Genomic DNA, 19,927 nt, shown 5'->3' with positions numbered 1-19,927 from the left:
GTCTGGTATCACCTGAGCAAATTTTAGGCCACAGATATTAAGGATCAGGATTTGATTGTAAGTTGTTGTTTTTAATGTGGTTTGGTCATGCTTTTTTTGTTCAAAAGAAGCATGACAAATAAAAGTGTAAATATTTCAGACACTTGCTGTTTGTTTTTTGTTCAAGTTGTAAAGGTTTTAAACAGAACGAGTTTTAGACAATAAAAAAGCCTTCCGAGGAAGGCTTAGAAAATAGGTAAACTAATTAGATTTGGGTGATTAAAGCCCTAATACTTGCTTGCCTTGTTTGAAGGTAATATCCACAGGGATGTTGGCTTTAGTCAATTTAGCTAAATCAGCCTGAAGGTCTGCGTTAATTAGTCCTTTTTCGGCTACTAATTTCGCAACACCGTCATAATCGCCATCACCTTGTAGCTTTAAGATAATATTAGATAAGCCGTCAATTGCCGTTTTCATTTTTTCAATGTCTACGCTGTAAAAGCCTTGTTCGTCACGGCTGAATGCGCCTTGTTCTTTAAAGTAGTTAAAACGAACCATGTTTGCTTTACCGTGAGCTGAACTCGCACCAAAACGAACTGAACGGAAAATGCCCGCCATGAAGGTAGTGTAATAATCTTCAAGTGTTCCCTCATCAATAGCGCCTTTTTCAAGTAATTGACGAATCATGTACAAACCTAAAATGTCTGCTTTGCCTTCTTCAAGTGCTGAAGCATGTTCTTTTAACGCGCCACGTACAGTTTGACCTGTACCAATAACTTGTTTGATGCCTAATCCGTGGGCAACTTCATGGAACATGGTATTTGCAAAAAACGCCGTAAACGTTATGTTTTTACGTTGTTCAGGAACAATCAGTTGCTCTGCAATAGGTACTAATATGTGATCAAACTTAGCTTGCATAGCATTTTTCAACTGCAGGCGACGGGTGCCTTTTTTAAGCTGAACTTCTTCATCATTTGGTAAGTTAATCGCAATTGTTTTACTGCCGGCATTTGAATGGCCCGCGTAATAAATAACGTCATAGGCGTTTAAGTCTGCATCAGATCCTGGCGTTTCAGCTTTGTATTTGGCAGGTACAGGTAAACCTTGCTGTAATTCTGGTAAGTAAGCTGCGTATTTTGCTAATCGCTCGCTCCAGCTCATGTCTTTAACAAGAACATAAGATTCAAATGCGGCACGATAACCAAACAGCTGATCTTCATAAGTTTCAATAGGGCCAATGACAACATCAATTGGGTTGTTCTTCATATCCATCCAAGCAAAATCTGAAGCTTGATACTCGTCAGTAACAAGCGCTTCTGCACGCATGGTTAGGTAATTTTTGAATTCTTCATCTTCTGCATAAGAAGCTGCTGTTATTAACAACGAAGCCGCGCGACGCATTTCACCTTGATACTCTTGATGATAAGGAGCAATTTCAAGCTTACCTTTTTTGTTGCGCTCAATAATTGAATATAAACCATCTTTGTCGGCTAACTTAAGCTTTTCAAATTCAGCTTTGCTCATATCCGCAGGGTAAAACTCAGCTCCAGGGAATTTTTCAGCGTAACCCGATAAAAATGGCTTGTCGCCGTTTAGTCTGTCCCAAGGCCCATAGTTAATTTGAGCAAAGGCACGAACCTTTGGATCTTTAATTTTGTCTAAAAACGAGGCTTTATCTTCACCAAATGCCTGCATCCAAAATAAGTCATCCATAATTTCAGATGCGTCAATTAGAACGCCTAGCATTTCTTGCTGCTTTTTGCTCAAGTGGCTTAAGTCGGCAGTTAATTCAACCGGATGATAAATATCTAGTCGTGATTTTTCGCCAATGTATTCAACAGTTAATGGCGAGCCTAACGCATCGGTTTTTTGTTCTGGTGCTTTAGAACAAGCAACTAAAAAGCTAGCGGCAATGGCCGTTAATGCAAAGTGCTTTAATTTAAATTTCATGTGAGCCCCTTCGGTAGGTAATTTTTGTTGTTTGACGAAGTAAAGTCAGTGAGGTGTTTTTAGCATTTATAGTGAGAGTTTGCATTATTTTCATTAAGCAAATTGTGGAACCGCTTATATTTCAGGCATAAAAAAAGGAACCGAAGTTCCTTTTCTGTTAATAACGTTAAATTACGCTGCTTTTAGTTTTCTTTTGCGTTGTAATGCAATAAAACCACAACCAACCAATAACAGCATTAGTGGGTTAGGCTCATCAACATTGGTAGCATCAGGAACAAACTCAGTAAGAGCTACTTGGCGAACTTGTTGATTACCAGCATCAACGAATGATAGACCAGTAACAAACGCATTAGGGTCAGTAGGGTCAACCATATTTGACGTATCAATACCTAAAATACGGAATTGAGAAACACCATCAGGTCCAAAGAAGTGGCGGAAGTTTGCATCTAAGAACTGAGAAAATTCCCAGCCGTTTGCACCCATTAACCAAAGCTCGTAGTTAGCATTAAAACCGTCAGGTAAAATAACTGACGCAAAGTTAGAGCCGCTATCAACAAAGTAGTCGTAACCAACGGCAACGTCAGGGTCGATAAATACGATTTCGTCAAAATCAACATCAAAGTCAAATGCCCAACCATCTTCACCTTCAGAAATTGGCATAATTGGATTTTCAGGAGTTACGCCCGGCTCTAAGAACTGACCGTCACGGAATGAAAAGCTCCAAATACCTTCTTCGCCAGTATTTGATGTATTTGCTAAATCAACTACGTCAACCGTCAATGAACCCGGCAAAGAATATGAAGTTGGCGTTTCCTCTTCTTCAAGAACAGGCGTTTCCTCTAATACAGGCGTTTCCTCTAAAATAGGTGCTTGCTCTGACCTAGTTTCTACTTGCGTAACTTCTGTTGCTTGAGGTAATTGAGTGCTCTGTGGAAAATTAGGCGGCCCACATACTTCTACAGGACACTCTTCGCAGTCACCGCCTGGACATTCACAATCGCCGTCTGGACAGTCGTCAATGAAACCGTTACCAGCGCCAAATCCTGCTTGTGCACGATCATCCCAATCTAAAGTTTCATAACGAAACTCTAGGTCAAAGTCACCCGCTGTACCAGTATCGGCTGAACGATCAATCAAAACTGCTTGGAAAGTATTTCGCTCACCTGACTCAGAGTTACCGTATTCAGCAACTTCGTGCCAAGTAACCGCTACAACACCTTCAGCCGGAGCACCTATGTATATGTTTCCACATTCGCCAGTTGAAGAGCTATCACTTTCTGAAAACTCATCACCGCAGGTGATGTCCACATCGCCCCAGAATGGCGCAATTATAGGAAGAGTTGCTTGGTCAAAAGAAGACCCTTCAAAGTCATCGAATCCGCCAACAAAACTTAAGTTTCCGTTTGTATTTACAAAAAACGACTCATAAGTTTCACCAAAAAAGTTAACAAAAAACGGTAAGTTCAACTCATTACTAGAACCATCGTCAACCATCGGTGTAGCTACTTCACCGAGTCCATTTTCACCACCCATACCAGTTAAAATTACATCCGCTTTAACTTGCAGTGATAAAACAAAAAATACTACTACTGTGGTTAGTAGTGTTTTTAACATTTTCATTATTATTATGTCCTTGTTTGTACAAATAACTATTTATCTTTAAAGTTACACTTCGATAAGCAATATCAGCGCCAAATGGCAATCCCTTGACTACACTGGTGTGTTAAAAACAAACAGATTTATGTGTAAAAATATTGGACACATTTAAGACCTTTATTTCTTCAATAATATCTCCATATATATTTGAAAGATCTGAGTTTTATTTAAGGGTCTAAAGAAAGTTGTTCTACTATTTGAGCAATCGATAAAATTTTTTAATTGGAGCTATGATGGCGGCAGAGAAAACGCATTTAGAGATCTGTAACCTTACCAAAGGTCAATATCCAGAAATTAAGACTTTAATGGATCGTGCTTATCCAGACCTTGGAGGTGCATGGCCGTCACATACTATTTTTAGATTGATAGATCAGTTCCCAGAAGGGCAAATTGGCATTGTTGATGATGGCGTATTAGTGGGCATCGCGCTCAGCGTTCAAGTTGACTATGCGCGCTTTTCCAATCCGCACACTTACGAAGATATTGTTGATGGTCATGACCGTGTTTTTTCTGACGAAGAAGGAGACGCGCTGTACGGATTAGATGTAGTGATATCGCCAACTCACCGAGGAATGAGGTTAGGACGACGCTTATATGATGCAAGAAAAGAGCTGTGTAGACAGTACAACTTGAGGGCTATTTTAGCGGGTGGTCGAATTCCGCTGTATCACAATTACAGCAGTGAAATGTCACCAACGGAATATATTGAAAAAGTCGATCATAAAGAGTTGTACGACCCTATCTTAAGCTTTCAATTATCAAACGACTTCCAAGTAAAACGACTATTAAAAAAATATCTACCTGAAGATCAAGGCTCTGTTGGTTATGCTACTTTATTAGAGTGGAACAACATCATGTTTGAACCTACCGATACCGTAATAGAATCTACAAAATCTATTGTGCGAGTGGGTGCGGTGCAATGGCAAATGCGTTGCGTAGAATCAGTAGAAGAATTGCTCAAACAAGTTGAGTACTTTGTAGATACGGTTTCTGACTACCAAAGCGACTTTATCTTGTTTCCAGAGTTTTTTAATGCGCCACTAATGGGCCTTACGGAACAAAGCAACCAAACAGAAGCGATTCGGTATTTAGCTGAGTTTACCGAAACCTTTAAAAACGCTATGTCGCGCATGGCCGTAGAATATAACGCTAATATAATTACCGGTTCAATGCCACTGGCCGAAGACGACAAAATTTATAATGTCAGTTACCTCTGTCATCGCAGCGGAAAAATAGACGAGCAACGAAAAATTCATATAACACCGCATGAACAAAACGACTGGGTTATCCAAGGTGGCGATAAAATCGCAGTATTTGAAACGGATGCAGGACGAGTAGGAATACAAATTTGTTATGACGTTGAATTTCCGGAGTTGTCGCGAATATTAGCCAAACAAGGCCTAGATATTCTGTTTGTACCATTTTGGACAGACACCAAAAACAGTTACCTTAGAGTTAGACATTGCGCTCAAGCTCGAGCCATCGAAAATGAGTGTTATGTAGTGATTGCAGGCTCAGTGGGTAATTTACCTGAAGTGGAAAGTTTAGATGTTCAGTATTCGCAGTCAGCGGTATTAACCCCTTCAGACTTTTCATTCCCGCACGATGCGACGCTAAACGAAGCAACGCCAAATACTGAGATGTTACTGTTCAGCGACTTAGATATGGATAAATTAAAAATTCTTCATAGCGAAGGTACAGTTCGGAACCTCAAAGACAGACGCGAAGACTTGTACAAAGTGGAGCTGGTTAAATAGCCTAGTTAACTTAACTTTTTTTGGTGGTGAATTCGCTGATGTATTTGCCACCTTTAATCTCTGCAATAACGCGCAGTTTTTGTGTGTCGCCCGCTTTAGTAAGTTGCTGGTTCAAGGTAGTTTTATGCTTCCAGTAAAACGCATTGTTGTCTTGTAGAAGAGGGTACTCGGTCACTACATTATTGTCGTCAACGGTAAATAACGTAGCGGAATCTAACGCAAAGGTTGAATTTACATAAGTTTCGCCGTTTTTGTCGTACACATTTAGCTGTAAGTCGCCTGACTCTAATATGCACATTTGCTCAATCACATCGCAAGGGCCTTGTTGCTGCAATACAATAACTTTGTCTTTAGCCGCTTGGTTTTCCACCCACATGTCAGACAATATATACCCGCCTAATATTAAGATTGGAGCCACGTATAACGCCATTTTGGTGTGTTTATTCATATTTTAACCTCGTTATTATGCTTGAATTGTAAACGGGAATAATTAGTAAATATAGAAATAAAAAAAGGCTTCCCAAATGTAGAGTCAAATGGGAAGCCAAAGGGTAAAAACACATGTTTAGTGTGCGTGCGCTTTTCCAGCTCCATGAGGGACACGGAAGTTATCTACCATGTCTTGGATTTCTTGTGGTGCAGGTCCGGTAAACTTAAGCATGATAAATGCAACGGTAAAGTTCACGATAGCGCCTACAGCACCAAAGGCATTAGGCGAAATGCCTAAGAACCAATTTTCTTCTAATCCACCTAAAAATGAAGTGCCTGGTATAAACATGAATCCTTTATGTTGGAATACATACAGCATAGTTACACCTAGACCTGCACACATGCCTGCTACGGCAGCAGTGCCACTCATCTTTTTAGAGAATATACCCATCATTAATGCCGGGAATAAACTCGATGCGGCTAAACCAAAGGCCAACGCAACGGTACCGGCAGCAAAGCCTGGTGGATTTAACCCCAGCCAACCTGCGACAATAATGGAAATGGTCATCACGACTCGTCCGGCCATGAGCTCGTCTTTTTCAGAAATGTTAGGTGTTAACACCCCTTTCATTAAGTCATGGGAAACCGAGGAGGATATCGCTAGCAATAAGCCTGCAGCGGTTGATAGTGCAGCTGCAATACCACCTGCGGCAACCAGTGCAATAACCCAGTTAGGTAGATTTGCAATAGCAGGGTTTGCCAATACCATAATGTCACGATCAACCTTGGTCATTTCATTAGTTTCAGCATTTGCTGTGTATTGGATTTTGCCATCGCCATTTTTATCTTCGAACTGCAATAAACCTGTTTTTTCCCAGTCTTTAAACCATTGAGGACGCTCAGCATACTCTAAGTTTTGACCAGCAACTGGCTCTACCGTGTTCATAAGGTTAAGGCGAGCCATTGCGCCAACAGCAGGTGCTACTGTGTATAGCAGAGCAATAAATACTAACGCGTAACCTGCAGATGAACGTGCTGCTTTTACAGAAGGCACAGTAAAGAATCGCATAATTACGTGCGGTAAACCGGCTGTACCAATCATTAGAGATAAGGTGTACGCGAACATGTTTAATGTGCCGCCCATATTATCCGTGGTGTATTCTTTAAAGCCTAAATCAGTGACCACTAAATCAAGCTTGTCTAATAAATACATGCCACTGCCATCGGCCAAGGTACTACCTAAACCTAGCTGCGGAATTGGATTGCCAGTGAGTTGCAATGAAATAAACACGGCAGGAATAGTGTAAGCAAAAATCAGTACACAGTATTGTGCAATTTGCGTGTAGGTAATGCCTTTCATGCCACCAAGCACGGCATAAACCCAAACAACGGCCATACCTATGTATAAGCCAAGGTCGTAATCAACTTCTAAGAAGCGAGAGAAAGCAACGCCAACGCCTTTCATTTGACCAATGATATAAGTAAGCGACGCTACAATTAAACAAACAACAGCAACAATGCGTGCGGTTCTTGAATAGTAACGGTCAGCAATAAACTCTGGTACGGTAAACTTACCGTGTTTTCTCATGTAGGGTGCAAGCAGCATGGCTAATAAGACATAACCACCCGTCCAACCCATTAAGAATACCGAACCGCCGTATCCTAAAAAGGCAATTAAGCCAGCCATAGATATAAATGACGCAGCACTCATCCAGTCAGCACCAATTGCCATGCCGTTTTGAAGTGGAGTTACGCCGCCGCCAGCTACATAAAAGTCACTAGTAGAACCCGCGCGAGCCCACCATGCAATTGCGAAATAAAGGGCAAAAGACCCAAAAACCGCAATGTAGGTATAGAGTTTTAATTCTTCCATTATTCGTCCTCCACCTTGTATTTGGCATCAAGTTTATTCATTTGCCTTGTATACCAAAAAACTAAACCAACAAATGTGTAAATAGATCCTTGTTGTGCAAACCAAAATCCAAGTTTGTAACCACCAAGTCTAAATTCGTTGAGTTGTTCAACCAGCAAAATGCCAAATCCATATGAGACAACAAACCATATGATGAGGCATATAAATATTAAGCGCAGATTTTCCTGCCAATATGTTGTTTTATGTTCCACGACATGCTCCAAATTAATCTTTGTTAAACAAAGTTAGAATTTGTACATCAACCGTCGCCCACCCAATTGCTGTTTGACATCTAATCGATATACAAATGACTGAGCCTAAGTTAGCAAGAAGGGGTTCAACAACGGTATTAAACTTTAGTCTAAGGTGGTCAGATATTCGTTGCCATTTGCTCGCAAAGCGCCTAAAACAGTAGGCTAAAGAACAAAAATAATTTCAAAGGGACAGACATGAGTGTTGATCTTAGCGAACAAATTGACTTTATTGGGCAAATTCCCCCCTTTGATCAGTTACCAAAAACCGCCCTTGTTTCCTTGGTTTCACTCTTCTCTATAAATTATTTAAGGCAGCACGACAGCTTACAAACTGCGTTTTCAAGCGCACGGCAAAGCGGTGTTTTTGTGGTGGTCCGAAAAGGCATAGTCCAACAAAAAGTAAAAGACGCTATTCGTTCTAAATATGGCGAAGGCGATGTGATCGTCATCAATAATGTGGACTTTTCTAATCAGCAAAAAAGCTGGCTGGTGGACGAAGATGCTTTAGTTTACAGCGTGCCTTTGAACGAAATGAAGATGGCCTTGGCCGATTACCCAGACATTATTTCGCACTGGTTAAAAGATCCTAATCAACGTATCCACGACTCCGTTGCGATACAACAGATTAACGAATTGAGCGCGTCGCCTTTAAATAGCATGACGGTTGAAGAATTTGCTCATACGCCTGCCGCCACCATCGACCATTTGGAGTCTATACAGTCAGCGGCCATTAAAATGACAGAGCTGGGTTACTCAAGTTTAGTGATCACTAAGCAAGACGCCCATGTAGGCATCATTACCGACAAAGACATTCGCTCAAGAGCCGTTGCTGCAGGTTTAGAATTAACCACGTCGGTTAATAAAATCATGACCACAGATATGCTAACCATTGAAGCCGAACAAATAGCCTTTGATGGTTTGTTAACCATGATAGAACAGGGCATACATCATCTGCCTGTAACTAAATCTGGTAAGTTATACGGTATGTTAACGCTAACTGACTTAATGCATAAAGAAGGGCAAAATGCCGCGCATTTAACCAGTGCAATCCGTAAAGCAACGTCGGTTTCTGAGTTAGCTCGAATTGGTCAAATGTTGCCTCAACTGCAGGTTAATTTAACTAAGCTTGGTATTGCAGCGGCCCCCATCGCTAAAAGTATTAGTGCCTTGTCGAGAGGCATCACCACACGTTTAATTCAATTGGCGGAGCAGAAACTGGGTTCGCCATCCGTGCCGTTTGCATGGTTGTGTGCGGGATCTTTAGCGCGCAGTGAGCAATTGGCCTTTTCCGATCAAGACAATGCCATTGTATATAGTGATGACGCCACTGAAGCAGACAAGCAGTGGTTTGCTGAGCTGGCGGACTATGTTTGTGATGGCTTAAACGAATGTGGGTTTATTTATTGCCCAGGGAATATTATGGCGAGTAATCCCAACTGGTGCCAAAGAGCCAAACAGTGGCAACAATATTTTGAAAAGTGGGTATCGTCGCCAAGTCCTCAAGCCTTGTTAAATAGCAGCGTATTTTTTGATTTAGACGTAGTTTATGGTGACAAAACATTGCTGCTGAATATAAAACACCGCATATTAAAAATGACTCAGCAGAGCACACTGTTTATTGCACATTTGAGCCGCAACGCCATTGGCAATAAACCGCCTCTAGGTTTTTTCAGAGACTTTGTTCTTATTTCTTCAGGTGAAAACAAATCCACCATGGACTTAAAGCACAACGCCATCGCGCCTATTGTTGATTTAGCTCGCATTTACGCCTTAGCATTAGGCATTGAAGAAAACTCCACTCTTGATCGGCTACAGGCTGCAAAAGGCAGTCACATATTGTCAAAACAAGCAGGGCGAAGCCTGATAGCGGCATACGAATTTCTTATTCAGTTGCGTTTAGAACTCAACGCATTGCAAATACAACAGCAGAAAAAACCAAGTAACTTTTTGTCGCCCAAAGACATATCAAGATTGCAGCGAAGTCATTTGAAGGACGCATTTAGGGTTATTAAAGAGTTACAAGATTCAAGGCAAGTGGTGTATTAGTGATGAATTTGAAGAACTTTTTTACGCCGCAAAAACAAAAGTTTGAACAACAGAGGCAAGTGCTAAACGAGCAGTTTAAAGACATGTTGGCTCACACGTTACCCGACGAAGACTTAGCTGATCTAGAAACCGATATTTATGCGGGCATCAGGGCGTATTTATCAACACCGCTACCAGACTTATCTACGTCATTAATGGAATTGCCAATGGTGGCGGTAGATTTTGAAACAACGGGGCTAGATGCAAATCGCAATAAGCTACTCAGTGTTGGCTGTGTAAACATGTTAGGCAATCAAATTAAACTGGCACAACGATATCACCAAGTTATTGATGTTGAACAACAGTTAGAACATGATAATGTTTGTATTCATCAAATTACGGAGCAAGAAAGCCAGCAGGGAGAAAGCTTAGAGCTCGTTGTAAACGACCTGTTATTAAAGTTAGCTGGTAAAGTAATGTTGGTGCATTTTAATAAAATAGAACGTTACTTTTTAACAAAAGCTTGTTTGCATTTATACGGCATTAAACCGCCGTTTGTCATGGTTGATACCTTGTTATTAGCGAATCAGTCACTGCGTAAAAAAGGCTTTATTATTGAACCGCGAGACCTAACGTTAAAAAATCTTCGACAGCGTTTTTATTTACCAAACCATACAGCGCATAACGCTCTAGGCGATGCGATAGCGACAGCGGAGCTTTATTTAGCAATGATGTCTCAACGCGATTTAACGTCATTAACCTTAAAGGATGTAATATGACTTTTGCTATATTTGCTGCTTCCATTGTTTACGTTGGCATCATGTTTATGCTGGCCAGATGGGGCGACAAAGGTGGCGCGTTATCGCAAAAAGTAACGCATCACCCAGTCATTTATAGTTTAGCCTTAGGTATTTATTGCACCAGTTGGACCTACTTTGGCGCGGTTGGAACCGCTTCAACTCAAGGTTGGCAGTTTCTTCCTATTTTATTAGGGCCAATTTTATTGTTCACCTTTGGTTATCCTATTTTGGCAAAACTGGTCACGGTGAGTAAAAAGCAGAATGTTACTTCCGTTGCCGACTTCATATCGTCACGTTACGGCAAACGCCAACAAACGGCGCTTATTGTCACTATCATTGCAACGCTCGCTATTATTCCTTATATAGCGCTGCAGCTAAAAGCCATTAACGCCAGCTTTAGTGCGTTTTCCGTTATTTCTAATATCGAATCCGAGCAAGCGACTTCTGCATTAGTGGCGACGTTTGTTATTGCGCTATTTGCGATTTTGTATGGCGCCAGAAAAGCCGACGTAACGGAATATCGCTCTGGATTAATATTTGCCATCGCCTTTGAATCCATTTTTAAGTTAATTGGCTTAGTTATTTCTGCAGTTATCGCCTACATGTTATTAACGGACTCCACGATAAGTAACACAACAACTAACACAATAAACACCACACTAAATCCAGAAATAGTAACCTCGCAGTGGCAGTGGTCAACCATGATCACAACCGACTTTTTAGTACAAACCTTTATGGCTGCTGCCGCCATTTTGTGTTTACCACGACAGTTCCACGTCATGGTGGTGGACAACTCAGATAAACGAAATTTAAACACGGCACGTTGGTTATTCCCGCTGTATTTATTGCTAACGATTATTGCCATTGTGCCTATTGCCACCGCAGGGAATCACTTTTTAGCAAATAGTGGTGTTAGTAGAGACATTTTTACCATGCAATTACCGCTATTTGCAGGTAATGAATGGGCAACATTGTTGGTATTTATTGGTGGTATTTCTGCCGCCAGTGCCATGATCATTGTGGCCACGTTGACGTTAAGTACGATGATCACCAATGACGTATTTATGCCGTTAGTTTTAAAACGTGAACAACAAAAAATATTGGCTGAGGGTAAATACCAACACCGTATTGTTCAGTTACGACAAGTCACCATTGGCGCTATTCTATTTTTGTCTTTTGCTTATTATTTTGTTTGGGCCAAAGAAACCTCGTTACACAACATAGGTCTCATCGCCTTTTCTTTAGTAATCCAATTGTTACCGCCAATTTTAGGTGGCTTATATTGGCGAAAAGGCCATGCAAACGGAGTTTACGCTGGACTCTTAATGGGCTTTTTAAGTTGGTTAATGTTCCTGTTGATGCCGCTCGCTTCTTCTTATGATGCAGGTAGTCACAGTTCGGTTATTAGCCAAGGTGTGATCATCTCTTTAATTGCCAATTCGCTGGGTTATTACTTATTTTCAATATTCGCCAATGAACGTTTAATCGATAAAATTCAAGCGACGGCGTTTGTTCATCCAAATAAACGAGCTGATTTGTCAGCTCAAAAACTTCGTCATACGCAAGCCAAAGTAAAAGACTTAAACGACTTATTGATGACCTTTTTAGGCAATGAGCGCAGCGATCAGTTGTTGCTGGAATATGAACAGGAAAACAAGCTAACGTTGGATGATAACGATGAACTTACGCATCAGTTTGTGAATTACTGCGAACGTATGCTTGGTGGTGTGTTAGGTGCCTCGTCTGCGCAATCATTAGTTAACATTGTATTGTCGGGCAAGCAGCTAGATGTAGAAGACGTGGTTAACTTTTTTGATGACACCACTCAAGCTTTAAAAAATAACCAAGCCATATTATTTAGCTCGTTAGAAAATCTAAGCCAAGGCATTAGCGTGGTGGACAACGACTTAAATTTGGTAGCGTGGAATAAACGTTATTTGGAGTTATTTGATTACCCTGATCATATGGTGCAAGTAGGCTTGCCAATAGAGCAACTCATTCGGTTTAACGCTGAGCGCGGTGAATGTGGTTATGGCGAAGTGGATGAGCTGGTTAGCAAACGTTTGTCGCATTTAAAAAGCGGCCAAAGCCATACCTTTATTAGACGCCGTGCCGACGGTAAGGTTATAGAAATGGTGGGCAATCCATTACCAAATGGAGGATTTGTTACCAGTTTTAACGACATTACCGGCTTTATAGAAACGGAAAAAGCACTTAAAGACGCCAACATTAATTTAACGGATACGGTGCAGCGACGTGTTAATGAAATTAGTGAGATATCCGTAGAGCTGAAAAAAGCCAAACAAGAAGCTGATGAAGCCAATGCCTCTAAAACTCGATTTTTAGCGCTCGCCAGCCACGATGTATTACAACCTTTAAATGCCGCCCGTTTGTACTTGTCGTCATTAAGTGAAGACGCGTTAAACCAAGAACAACACGGTACGTTAAACAAAGTGGATCAGTCGCTGTCGGCAATGGAAGACTTACTATCAACGCTGTTGGAAATTTCGAAACTAGAACAAGGCGCGCTTAAACCAAGCTTTAGTCACTTTAAATTAAGCACAGTATTAAAGCCGCTATGTGATGAGATTTCGGCACAATGCGCTGACAAACAATTGGAGTTTGTGCAACATTGGCAAGATGTGACGGTTCACAGTGATGCCACTTATTTACGTCGAATATTACAAAACTTTTTATCGAACGCGGTGAAGTATACCGGCTCAGGTAAGGTTTTAATTGGCTTACGAAAAGCCGGCCAAGGTATAAGAATAGAAGTATGGGACACAGGTGAGGGCATTTCATCGTCTGAACACAGCCGTGTATTTGACGCCTTTTACCGCACGCATACTGGTAGCGCCAAAGGTTTAGGGCTTGGACTTAGTGTGGTGGAAAGAATGAGTTCACAACTTAAGTCGCCAATAAAAATGCAATCTACGGTTGGTAAAGGTTCGTGTTTTGGCGTTACTGTGCCGCTTGGATCAGAAAGTTTAACCACGCAAATCAATCAATTTGAGCAATTAGAATCGAGTCAATTTAATCAACTTAACGTTATTTGCATTGACGATGAAATTCAAAATCTAGACGCCACTAAAACCTTACTCGAGAAATGGCAATGCCAGTGTTTGTGTTTTTCTAGTGTTGAGCAAGTAAGTGACTTTTTAGCCAGTTGCGCACCAGATAGCACAAACCCAAGCTGTACTAAGCCCGATGTATTGCTGGTGGATTATCAGCTAGTGCCATCAAACATAACCGGCTTAGAGCTTATTCAGTCAATTCGTTCACACTTTCAAGATGCCATTCCAGCTGCATTAGTGACAGCCATGAAAGACGAAGAGTTAAAAGCGCAGTGCGATGCATTTGGGGTGAGATACATGTTAAAACCATTAAAACCAGCGCCATTAAAGTCGTGGTTAAAAAGCCTTATTCAAAAAGCACAACGGGACGCAGAATAACTGTGTAGCAAGCTGTATTTAAACAAACCTGTATAGTCAGAGATAGGTATGTATAAATAGGTATGCAGGTAAAAAGCTACGCAGCCTCAACAGGGGTTAGTTGGAGTTTCTCAGCAAGCAATACCGCCTGAGTGCGGCTGTTAATTCCAAGCTTGCGGAATATTGCGGTAATGTGAGCTTTGATGGTGGCTTCCGTTACCTGCAACTCGTAGGCAATTTGTTTGTTCAGCAAACCTTCGTGCAATAAATAAAGCACTTTGTATTGTTGTGGCGTGAGTTCAGCAACTCTATTGGCTAAATCAAGATCGTCCTTGCTTAGCGCTTTAATTTTCCCAGCCATGCCTTCTGGTAACCAGCTATCGCCTTCTAAAATACAGTTAATAGCATTAGCAATTTGCGCCGACGGTGATGACTTAGGAATAAATCCCATGGCACCAAAGCCCATTACTTTTGAAATCACATCAAGCTGTTCAGAGCCAGAAATAACGGCGACAGGAATGTCAGGGAAGTCTTCGCGGATACGAATAATGCCGTACAGATCACCACTGCCCGGCATGTGTAAGTCTAATAGCACCAAATCAAGATCAGGGTTTTGATCAATTTGTTGAATGGTAGATTCTAACGAATCCGACTCGGCCACTTCTAAGTCAGCAAATTGCAAACGCAAGGCACCAATAAGTGCCTCACGAAATAAAGGGTGATCATCTGCAATTAAAAAGTGAGCCATAAGTGCGCCGAATCTAAGCAAAAGCTGCTATTTATTTAGTCTATTTTCAATGATGTTATCAACAACACTCGGATCTGCCAAGGTGGAAATATCACCTAATTGATCGTGCTCATTTGCAGCTACCTTACGTAAGATACGACGCATAATTTTACCAGAACGCGTTTTTGGCAAGCCAGGTGACCACTGAATCATGTCTGGCGTGGCAATTGGGCTTAAGTCATGGCGAACCCAATCACGCACCGACTTAGTCAGTTCAGGCGTTATTTCAGTACCCGATATAGGCGTTAAATAAACATAAATGCCTTGGCCTTTAATGTCGTGCGGATATCCCACAACGGCAGCCTCAGCTACTTTTTCATGTGCCACTAACGAGCTTTCAATTTCAGCAGTACCTAAACGGTGACCAGATACATTTAACACGTCATCTACGCGGCCAGTAATCCAGTAATACCCATCGGCATCACGTTTACAGCCGTCGCCGGTGAAATACACATTGTCGTAAGCTGAAAAGTAAGTTTGACCAAAACGCTCGTGATCGCCATGAATAGAACGAGCTTGTCCAGGCCACGAATCTTTAATGATAAGATTACCTTCGGCTTCGCCTTCTAATTCATTGCCGTCGCTATCGACGAGTGCGGGTTGCACACCAAAAAACGGCAGAGTCGCTGAGCCCGGTTTTAAATCAGTCGTACCAGCAAGCGGCGTGATCATCGCGCCACCCGTTTCCGTTTGCCACCAAGTATCAACAATCTGACACTTCTTCTCGCCTACTTTTTCGTAATACCATTGCCATGCTTCAGGGTTTATTGGCTCGCCAACGGTACCAAGTAATCTTAGTGAGTCGCGTGTTGAATCTTGTGCGGCTAAATCGCCTTTACACATTAAGGCTCTAATAGCGGTAGGCGCGGTATACAAAATACTAATTTGATGTTTATCAATAATTTGACCAATTCTACGTTCGTCTGGGTACGTAGGAACGCCCTCAAACATAACCGTTGTTGCGCCATTGGCTAGTGGCCCGTAAACAATATAAGTATGACCGGTAATCCAACCAACATCGGCGGCACACCAATACACTTCACCTGGGGTGTAATTAAATATCTTTTGGTGGGTCATTGACGCCCACACTAAATAACCGCCAGAAGTGTGAACTAAGCCTTTTGGTTTACCTGTAGAGCCCGAGGTGTAAAGCACAAATAAAGGATCTTCAGCATTCATTTCTTCTGGCTCACAAGTCATGGCGCAGTTTGAAACTAAGTCATGCCACCATACTTGTGTGTTTGCTAGCGGATTTATTGGCGCACCGTTGTTAAATACCACAGTGTGCTTAATGCAATTAACGTCTTCACGCTCAAGCGCTTCTTCAACGTTTTCCTTAAGTGGTAATGGCTTTCCACCACGTTTGTTTACATCGGCGGTGATAACAACGCTAGCACCACAATCTATAATTCTGTCGGCAATAGCGTTTGGAGAAAAACCTGCAAAAACAACTGAATGCACAGCGCCAATTCGAGCACAGGCTAACATGGCATAGGCAGCTTGAGGCACCATTGGCATATAAATAATGACACGGTCGCCTTTTTTAACGCCGAGTTTTTTCAGGCCATTGGCCAGCTTACAAACTTCGTCGTGCAATTCTTGATAACTCACACGTTTATCCACACCAGGAGAGTCGCCTTCCCAAATAATGGCGGTGTCTTTAGCGCGAGTTGGCAGGTGACGGTCAATACAGTTTGCACTGACATTTAACGTACCGTCTTCAAACCATTTAACGGAAACGTTGTCTTTTTTAAATGAGGTGTTTTTTACTTTGGTATATGGCTTCATCCAATCAAGGCGCAAACCTTGTTCGCCCCAAAACTCATTTGGGTGATTGATAGAAGATTGATAAAGCACTTTGTACTCTTCCATTGAAAGTGCGTTGTCGTGTTTATATTCGAAATCCGCAACGGGATACAAGCTAGCAGTCATGTCAATTACCTTTGTTTAAACTATCACCTAAATTCATCGTAACCGTTTTAAAGGTTTAGGTCTAAAAAAGGTATTAGACCATAGTCGAATAGACTAAAGACTAATTGTGTCTTTATATAGCCATAACATACTGTGATGCAGTAAAGAGGAGGCAAGTGAGTGTTGGGTCTTGCTCCTCAAAATAATAAATAAACTTGGGGAAGGAAGATGAAAAACACAAACAAACTACTTTTGGTGTCAATGTTAGGGTTAGGACTTGGTTGCAGCACAGCAGCAAACGCGGCCTTTGAAGTTGACTTAGGCGACGATCAAAAAATTAAGTTTGGCGGCTTTATAAAAATCGACGGCCGGTATGTAGACGGCGATGTAGGTTACCGAGACTTTTGGATTGGTTCGGGTTCTGTTTTACCAGAAGACGCTTCACAGTTTAAAATGTTTGCCAACGAATCAAGAATTAATACCACTTACACCAACGGCGACGTAACCGGTTTTATTGAAATGGACTTTTACGGCGGTGGCGGTAATGAAATAATTTCTAATTCATCTCACCCTCGTTTACGCCATGCGTTTATTAAATACAAAGACGTATTGATTGGCCAAACGTGGACCACTTTTATGAATACCTCAGCACTTGCTGAAACAGCAGACTTTGCAGGCCCAATGGTGGGTGAAGCCTTTGTGCGAAATAACCAGGTTCGTTATACCAATGGCAACTGGCAATTTGCATTAGAAAACCCAGAAAGCTACGGCGGTAATCCAAACGAAGATGCAATGCCAGATGTGGTGGCTAAATATAACCTCAAAGGTGACTGGGGTAATGTGTCAGTGGCGGGTTTATTTAGACAGCTAAATACGGAAATGAACAACAGTGAAAGCGCCTTTGGTGTATCAGTAGCAGGTAAAATTAAAACCACAGGCAAAGACGATTTCCGCTTCCAAATTCACACAGGTAATGTAGGACGTTATGTAGGTGTAACGGCTGCTAAAGACCTAGTAGGCGAAGAAGTTGAAGAGTCCACAAGTTACATGGTGGCTTACCGTCATTTCTGGAACGACGACACGCGTAGTTCAGCATTTTACGGCAACATTACCACTGAAGAGTCAGATGCTGATCGCAGTCATTGGGGTGTAAACGTATTTAAAAACTACACGCCTAAATTAGCACTTGGAGTTGAAGTAGGAAGCTTTGAAATGGCAGATCAAAACGCTGAATCCATGTACCTGCAATTCAGCGCCAAGTACTCGTTATAGCCGTTAGAGTAGCTATTTAAAGTGGTTGTTATGTTCGTTGTTACATTAAGTTAAACAGCGGCATATCAAATGCCACAAACAACAAAGTTCTATTTTCACTTTCTGAATCGGCGCTAAATTTAGCGCCTTTTTGGTAAGCCACACCTAATACTAATGGCCACTTTTGCAATCCATAACTAATGGAAATCGACGGCGCAAAAATCTCATCCACTTCAAAGTCTTGTTCAATGCCATTTAGCTTTAAGTTGATTGGATAACCAAAATCAAAGGGCGATACCATTAGGCTTACGGCTCCTTCATTAAGGCCCAGCCAATCTTTGTCAAAGGTGTATTCCAAACCAACTGGCACATAAAAACCATTGTTGTGATTTTTACTATTAGCCTCATCAATCGTTGCTGATTGAGTATTATAAGCGGCACCAAAATAGGAGGTGACCATTAAGTGGGAGTGCGAGTCTCGCTTTTGCCAAAAACCAGTTTGAGGCAAGGCGAAGGTCGATAAGATACCTTTAACTTCATCGGCGGTATTCGCGTCACTCAATAAAGCAAAAAACTGAATATGTTTTGAGAGCTTCCACAGAGCTTGATTATGAGCGTCAGTATTTATGTTAGCGCTGTTTCCATGTTGTACCGCCCACCATTTTTTAATTAAAGCCAAGGCTTGTTGTGCTAACTCTGAGGTGGAAGGTCTGGTGCCGTCGGCCTTTGCTTGTATCGACTTGATATTTTTGTATAACTGCTGAATAGGCTTGATCATATTTTTGTAGTCAGCCAGTAATTTTGCAAACTCACCGCTGTTGGGCAATACGGCTATGTCATTTTGTAAATAAAGAGCCGGGTCAAAATTAGTTGGCAAACTATACAGGGTGGTTAATTGCGAAACAAAATCGTCAACGTTGCCACAAGAAGCTGGATTTTTGGTATTGGCAATCTTACAAATTGCCTGCCATGCCTTATCTGTAGAAGGATATTGAGTGAGTAGCTGGGTTGAAGGTCGTAAATCTGCTTTGTGCTTTTTCACATGTTCTAGCCAGACTTGCAGGCGACTAGGCAATGAAGTTAACCCTTTAATTTTGTTTTCAAACTGTAGGTAATTAAAGCGAGGAAGATCACATATTTGGCCATTGGCGTTGGGTGTATAGTCTTCAAATACTTTTAATGTTGCTATTAGGTCTTCAAAGGGCTGGTAAAACGCTTTCTGTATTTTAGTTGAATTAGCGTCGGCATCTAACATGCTTAACGTAAGCGGAGTATAAGCCGTCGCCCCATTTTTAGTGGTATATTTTAGCTCTAATTGTTGCATGATATTTATCACCGTATTGGCGATAGGCACCTGCTTTTTGCCAAATCCCACTTTGTCTTCAATCTCTTTGGCAAAGCTTCGAACCAATAAAGTCTCCATGTCATTTTGCATGGCGTTTTGCCACTGGGCTTTAGAGCTGATGAATATTTTTAACGTGCCTTGTTGGTAGCTGTTTAGTGTTTCGTAGGTGGTGGGGAAATAACACTGTAAATTTTCATTTTCGCGAATGCTTTGCTCGTATAAATATAAGGCCGTACCTTGAGCTCGTTCTATTAAAAAGTCGGTGACGCCGTTAATACGGGCGCTGTAATTTTTATCAGAGCTGGTGGCTGAAATTGAGGAAAACGAAGTAAAGGCACTTAATAATAAAAGTGCCGACAACAATAGCGTGTTTAGTTTAGATGCGAATGTAACGAGTGCCTCTCGTTTTAGGTGTGCTGAGCGCATAACAATGTCCTTAT

Annotated in this window: 13 protein-coding genes; 5 read left to right on the top strand and 8 right to left on the bottom strand. The window is 41.6% G+C overall.

Annotated features, from left to right (window positions below):
* Nucleotides 1-258: 258 nt before the first annotated feature.
* On the bottom strand, nucleotides 259-1,929 hold the full coding sequence (locus tag ABD009_RS06200; RefSeq protein WP_343823626.1) for a dipeptidyl-peptidase 3 family protein: 1,671 nt from the start codon (nucleotides 1,927-1,929) through the stop codon (nucleotides 259-261).
* A gap of 171 nt (nucleotides 1,930-2,100) precedes the next feature.
* Nucleotides 2,101-3,549: a nidogen-like domain-containing protein gene (locus ABD009_RS06195; protein ID WP_343823624.1), complete on the bottom strand. Its 1,449-nt coding sequence runs from the start codon at nucleotides 3,547-3,549 to the stop codon at nucleotides 2,101-2,103.
* Nucleotides 3,550-3,818: 269 nt separating this feature from the next.
* Between ABD009_RS06195 and ABD009_RS06190 the strand changes: the two genes are divergently transcribed.
* Entirely contained in the window at nucleotides 3,819-5,342 is a 1,524-nt protein-coding gene (locus ABD009_RS06190) for a bifunctional GNAT family N-acetyltransferase/carbon-nitrogen hydrolase family protein (RefSeq protein ID WP_155695894.1), read from the top strand.
* Nucleotides 5,343-5,352: 10 nt separating this feature from the next.
* Here ABD009_RS06190 and ABD009_RS06185 read toward each other — a convergent pair whose 3' ends face one another.
* The 3 genes from ABD009_RS06185 to ABD009_RS06175 all read right to left on the bottom strand — a co-directional run bounded on the left by ABD009_RS06185 (nucleotide 5,353) and on the right by ABD009_RS06175 (nucleotide 7,895).
* On the bottom strand, nucleotides 5,353-5,790 hold the full coding sequence (locus ABD009_RS06185; protein ID WP_343823622.1) for a hypothetical protein: 438 nt from the start codon (nucleotides 5,788-5,790) through the stop codon (nucleotides 5,353-5,355).
* Nucleotides 5,791-5,907: 117 nt separating this feature from the next.
* Nucleotides 5,908-7,644: a sodium:solute symporter family protein gene (locus ABD009_RS06180; protein WP_155695892.1), complete on the bottom strand. Its 1,737-nt coding sequence runs from the start codon at nucleotides 7,642-7,644 to the stop codon at nucleotides 5,908-5,910.
* Nucleotides 7,644-7,895 carry a DUF4212 domain-containing protein gene (locus ABD009_RS06175; protein ID WP_330997761.1) on the bottom strand — a complete coding sequence of 84 codons (252 nt, stop codon included), beginning with the start codon at nucleotides 7,893-7,895 and terminating at the stop codon, nucleotides 7,644-7,646. Before ABD009_RS06175 ends, ABD009_RS06180 begins: the two co-directional genes overlap by 1 nt.
* Before the next feature lie 237 nt (nucleotides 7,896-8,132).
* Here ABD009_RS06175 and ABD009_RS06170 point away from each other — a divergent pair, with 237 nt between their 5' ends.
* Genes ABD009_RS06170 through ABD009_RS06160 form a run of 3 tightly spaced genes read left to right on the top strand, consistent with a single transcriptional unit; the run spans nucleotide 8,133 to nucleotide 14,214 of the window.
* The gene (locus ABD009_RS06170; protein WP_343823614.1) at nucleotides 8,133-9,983 is read left to right on the top strand and encodes a DUF294 nucleotidyltransferase-like domain-containing protein; all 1,851 of its coding nucleotides are present in this window, start codon (nucleotides 8,133-8,135) and stop codon (nucleotides 9,981-9,983) included.
* Between the two features lie 2 nt (nucleotides 9,984-9,985).
* A complete protein-coding gene (locus ABD009_RS06165; protein WP_343823925.1) occupies nucleotides 9,986-10,741 on the top strand; it encodes an exonuclease domain-containing protein in 756 nt (251 codons plus the stop codon).
* Nucleotides 10,738-14,214 (top strand): PAS domain-containing hybrid sensor histidine kinase/response regulator, encoded by a 3,477-nt coding sequence (locus tag ABD009_RS06160; protein WP_343823612.1) that lies wholly within the window; start codon nucleotides 10,738-10,740, stop codon nucleotides 14,212-14,214. The genes ABD009_RS06165 and ABD009_RS06160 overlap by 4 nt, the downstream gene beginning before the upstream one ends.
* Nucleotides 14,215-14,290: 76 nt before the next feature.
* Here the strand turns inward: ABD009_RS06160 and ABD009_RS06155 are convergent, their stop codons facing one another.
* On the bottom strand, nucleotides 14,291-14,941 hold the full coding sequence (locus ABD009_RS06155) for a response regulator transcription factor (protein WP_343823610.1): 651 nt from the start codon (nucleotides 14,939-14,941) through the stop codon (nucleotides 14,291-14,293).
* 27 nt (nucleotides 14,942-14,968) lie between these two features.
* On the bottom strand, nucleotides 14,969-16,912 hold the full coding sequence (gene acs, locus ABD009_RS06150; protein ID WP_343823607.1) for an acetate--CoA ligase: 1,944 nt from the start codon (nucleotides 16,910-16,912) through the stop codon (nucleotides 14,969-14,971).
* 207 nt (nucleotides 16,913-17,119) lie between these two features.
* On the opposite strand from acs, the gene ABD009_RS06145 reads away from it, so the two are divergent.
* Nucleotides 17,120-18,163 carry a DcaP family trimeric outer membrane transporter gene (locus ABD009_RS06145; RefSeq protein WP_343823605.1) on the top strand — a complete coding sequence of 348 codons (1,044 nt, stop codon included), beginning with the start codon at nucleotides 17,120-17,122 and terminating at the stop codon, nucleotides 18,161-18,163.
* A 40-nt stretch (nucleotides 18,164-18,203) separates the two neighbouring features.
* Here ABD009_RS06145 and ABD009_RS06140 read toward each other — a convergent pair whose 3' ends face one another.
* On the bottom strand, nucleotides 18,204-19,913 hold the full coding sequence (locus tag ABD009_RS06140) for a hypothetical protein (RefSeq protein ID WP_343823602.1): 1,710 nt from the start codon (nucleotides 19,911-19,913) through the stop codon (nucleotides 18,204-18,206).
* Between the last annotated feature and the right edge of the window lie 14 nt (nucleotides 19,914-19,927).

The sequence above is a fragment of the Psychrosphaera haliotis genome (assembly GCF_039523615.1).
GTDB classification, from domain to species: domain Bacteria; phylum Pseudomonadota; class Gammaproteobacteria; order Enterobacterales; family Alteromonadaceae; genus Psychrosphaera; species Psychrosphaera haliotis.
The sequence above is the reverse complement of the archived record's forward strand: the minus strand, read 5'-3'. Positions and strand labels throughout refer to the sequence as shown.

Excerpts from the sequence above, each read along its gene's own strand:
- ABD009_RS06200 (WP_343823626.1), bottom strand. The coding sequence starts at position 1,929 with ATGAAATTTAAATTAAAGCACTTTGCATTAACGGCCATTGCCGCTAGC.
- ABD009_RS06195 (WP_343823624.1), bottom strand. The coding sequence starts at position 3,549 with ATGAAAATGTTAAAAACACTACTAACCACAGTAGTAGTATTTTTTGTT.
- ABD009_RS06190 (WP_155695894.1), top strand. The coding sequence starts at position 3,819 with ATGGCGGCAGAGAAAACGCATTTAGAGATCTGTAACCTTACCAAAGGT.
- ABD009_RS06185 (WP_343823622.1), bottom strand. The coding sequence starts at position 5,790 with ATGAATAAACACACCAAAATGGCGTTATACGTGGCTCCAATCTTAATA.
- ABD009_RS06180 (WP_155695892.1), bottom strand. The coding sequence starts at position 7,644 with ATGGAAGAATTAAAACTCTATACCTACATTGCGGTTTTTGGGTCTTTT.
- ABD009_RS06170 (WP_343823614.1), top strand. The coding sequence starts at position 8,133 with ATGAGTGTTGATCTTAGCGAACAAATTGACTTTATTGGGCAAATTCCC.
- ABD009_RS06165 (WP_343823925.1), top strand. The coding sequence starts at position 9,986 with ATGAATTTGAAGAACTTTTTTACGCCGCAAAAACAAAAGTTTGAACAA.
- ABD009_RS06160 (WP_343823612.1), top strand. The coding sequence starts at position 10,738 with ATGACTTTTGCTATATTTGCTGCTTCCATTGTTTACGTTGGCATCATG.
- ABD009_RS06155 (WP_343823610.1), bottom strand. The coding sequence starts at position 14,941 with ATGGCTCACTTTTTAATTGCAGATGATCACCCTTTATTTCGTGAGGCA.
- acs (WP_343823607.1), bottom strand. The coding sequence starts at position 16,912 with ATGACTGCTAGCTTGTATCCCGTTGCGGATTTCGAATATAAACACGAC.
- ABD009_RS06145 (WP_343823605.1), top strand. The coding sequence starts at position 17,120 with ATGAAAAACACAAACAAACTACTTTTGGTGTCAATGTTAGGGTTAGGA.
- ABD009_RS06140 (WP_343823602.1), bottom strand. The coding sequence starts at position 19,913 with ATGCGCTCAGCACACCTAAAACGAGAGGCACTCGTTACATTCGCATCT.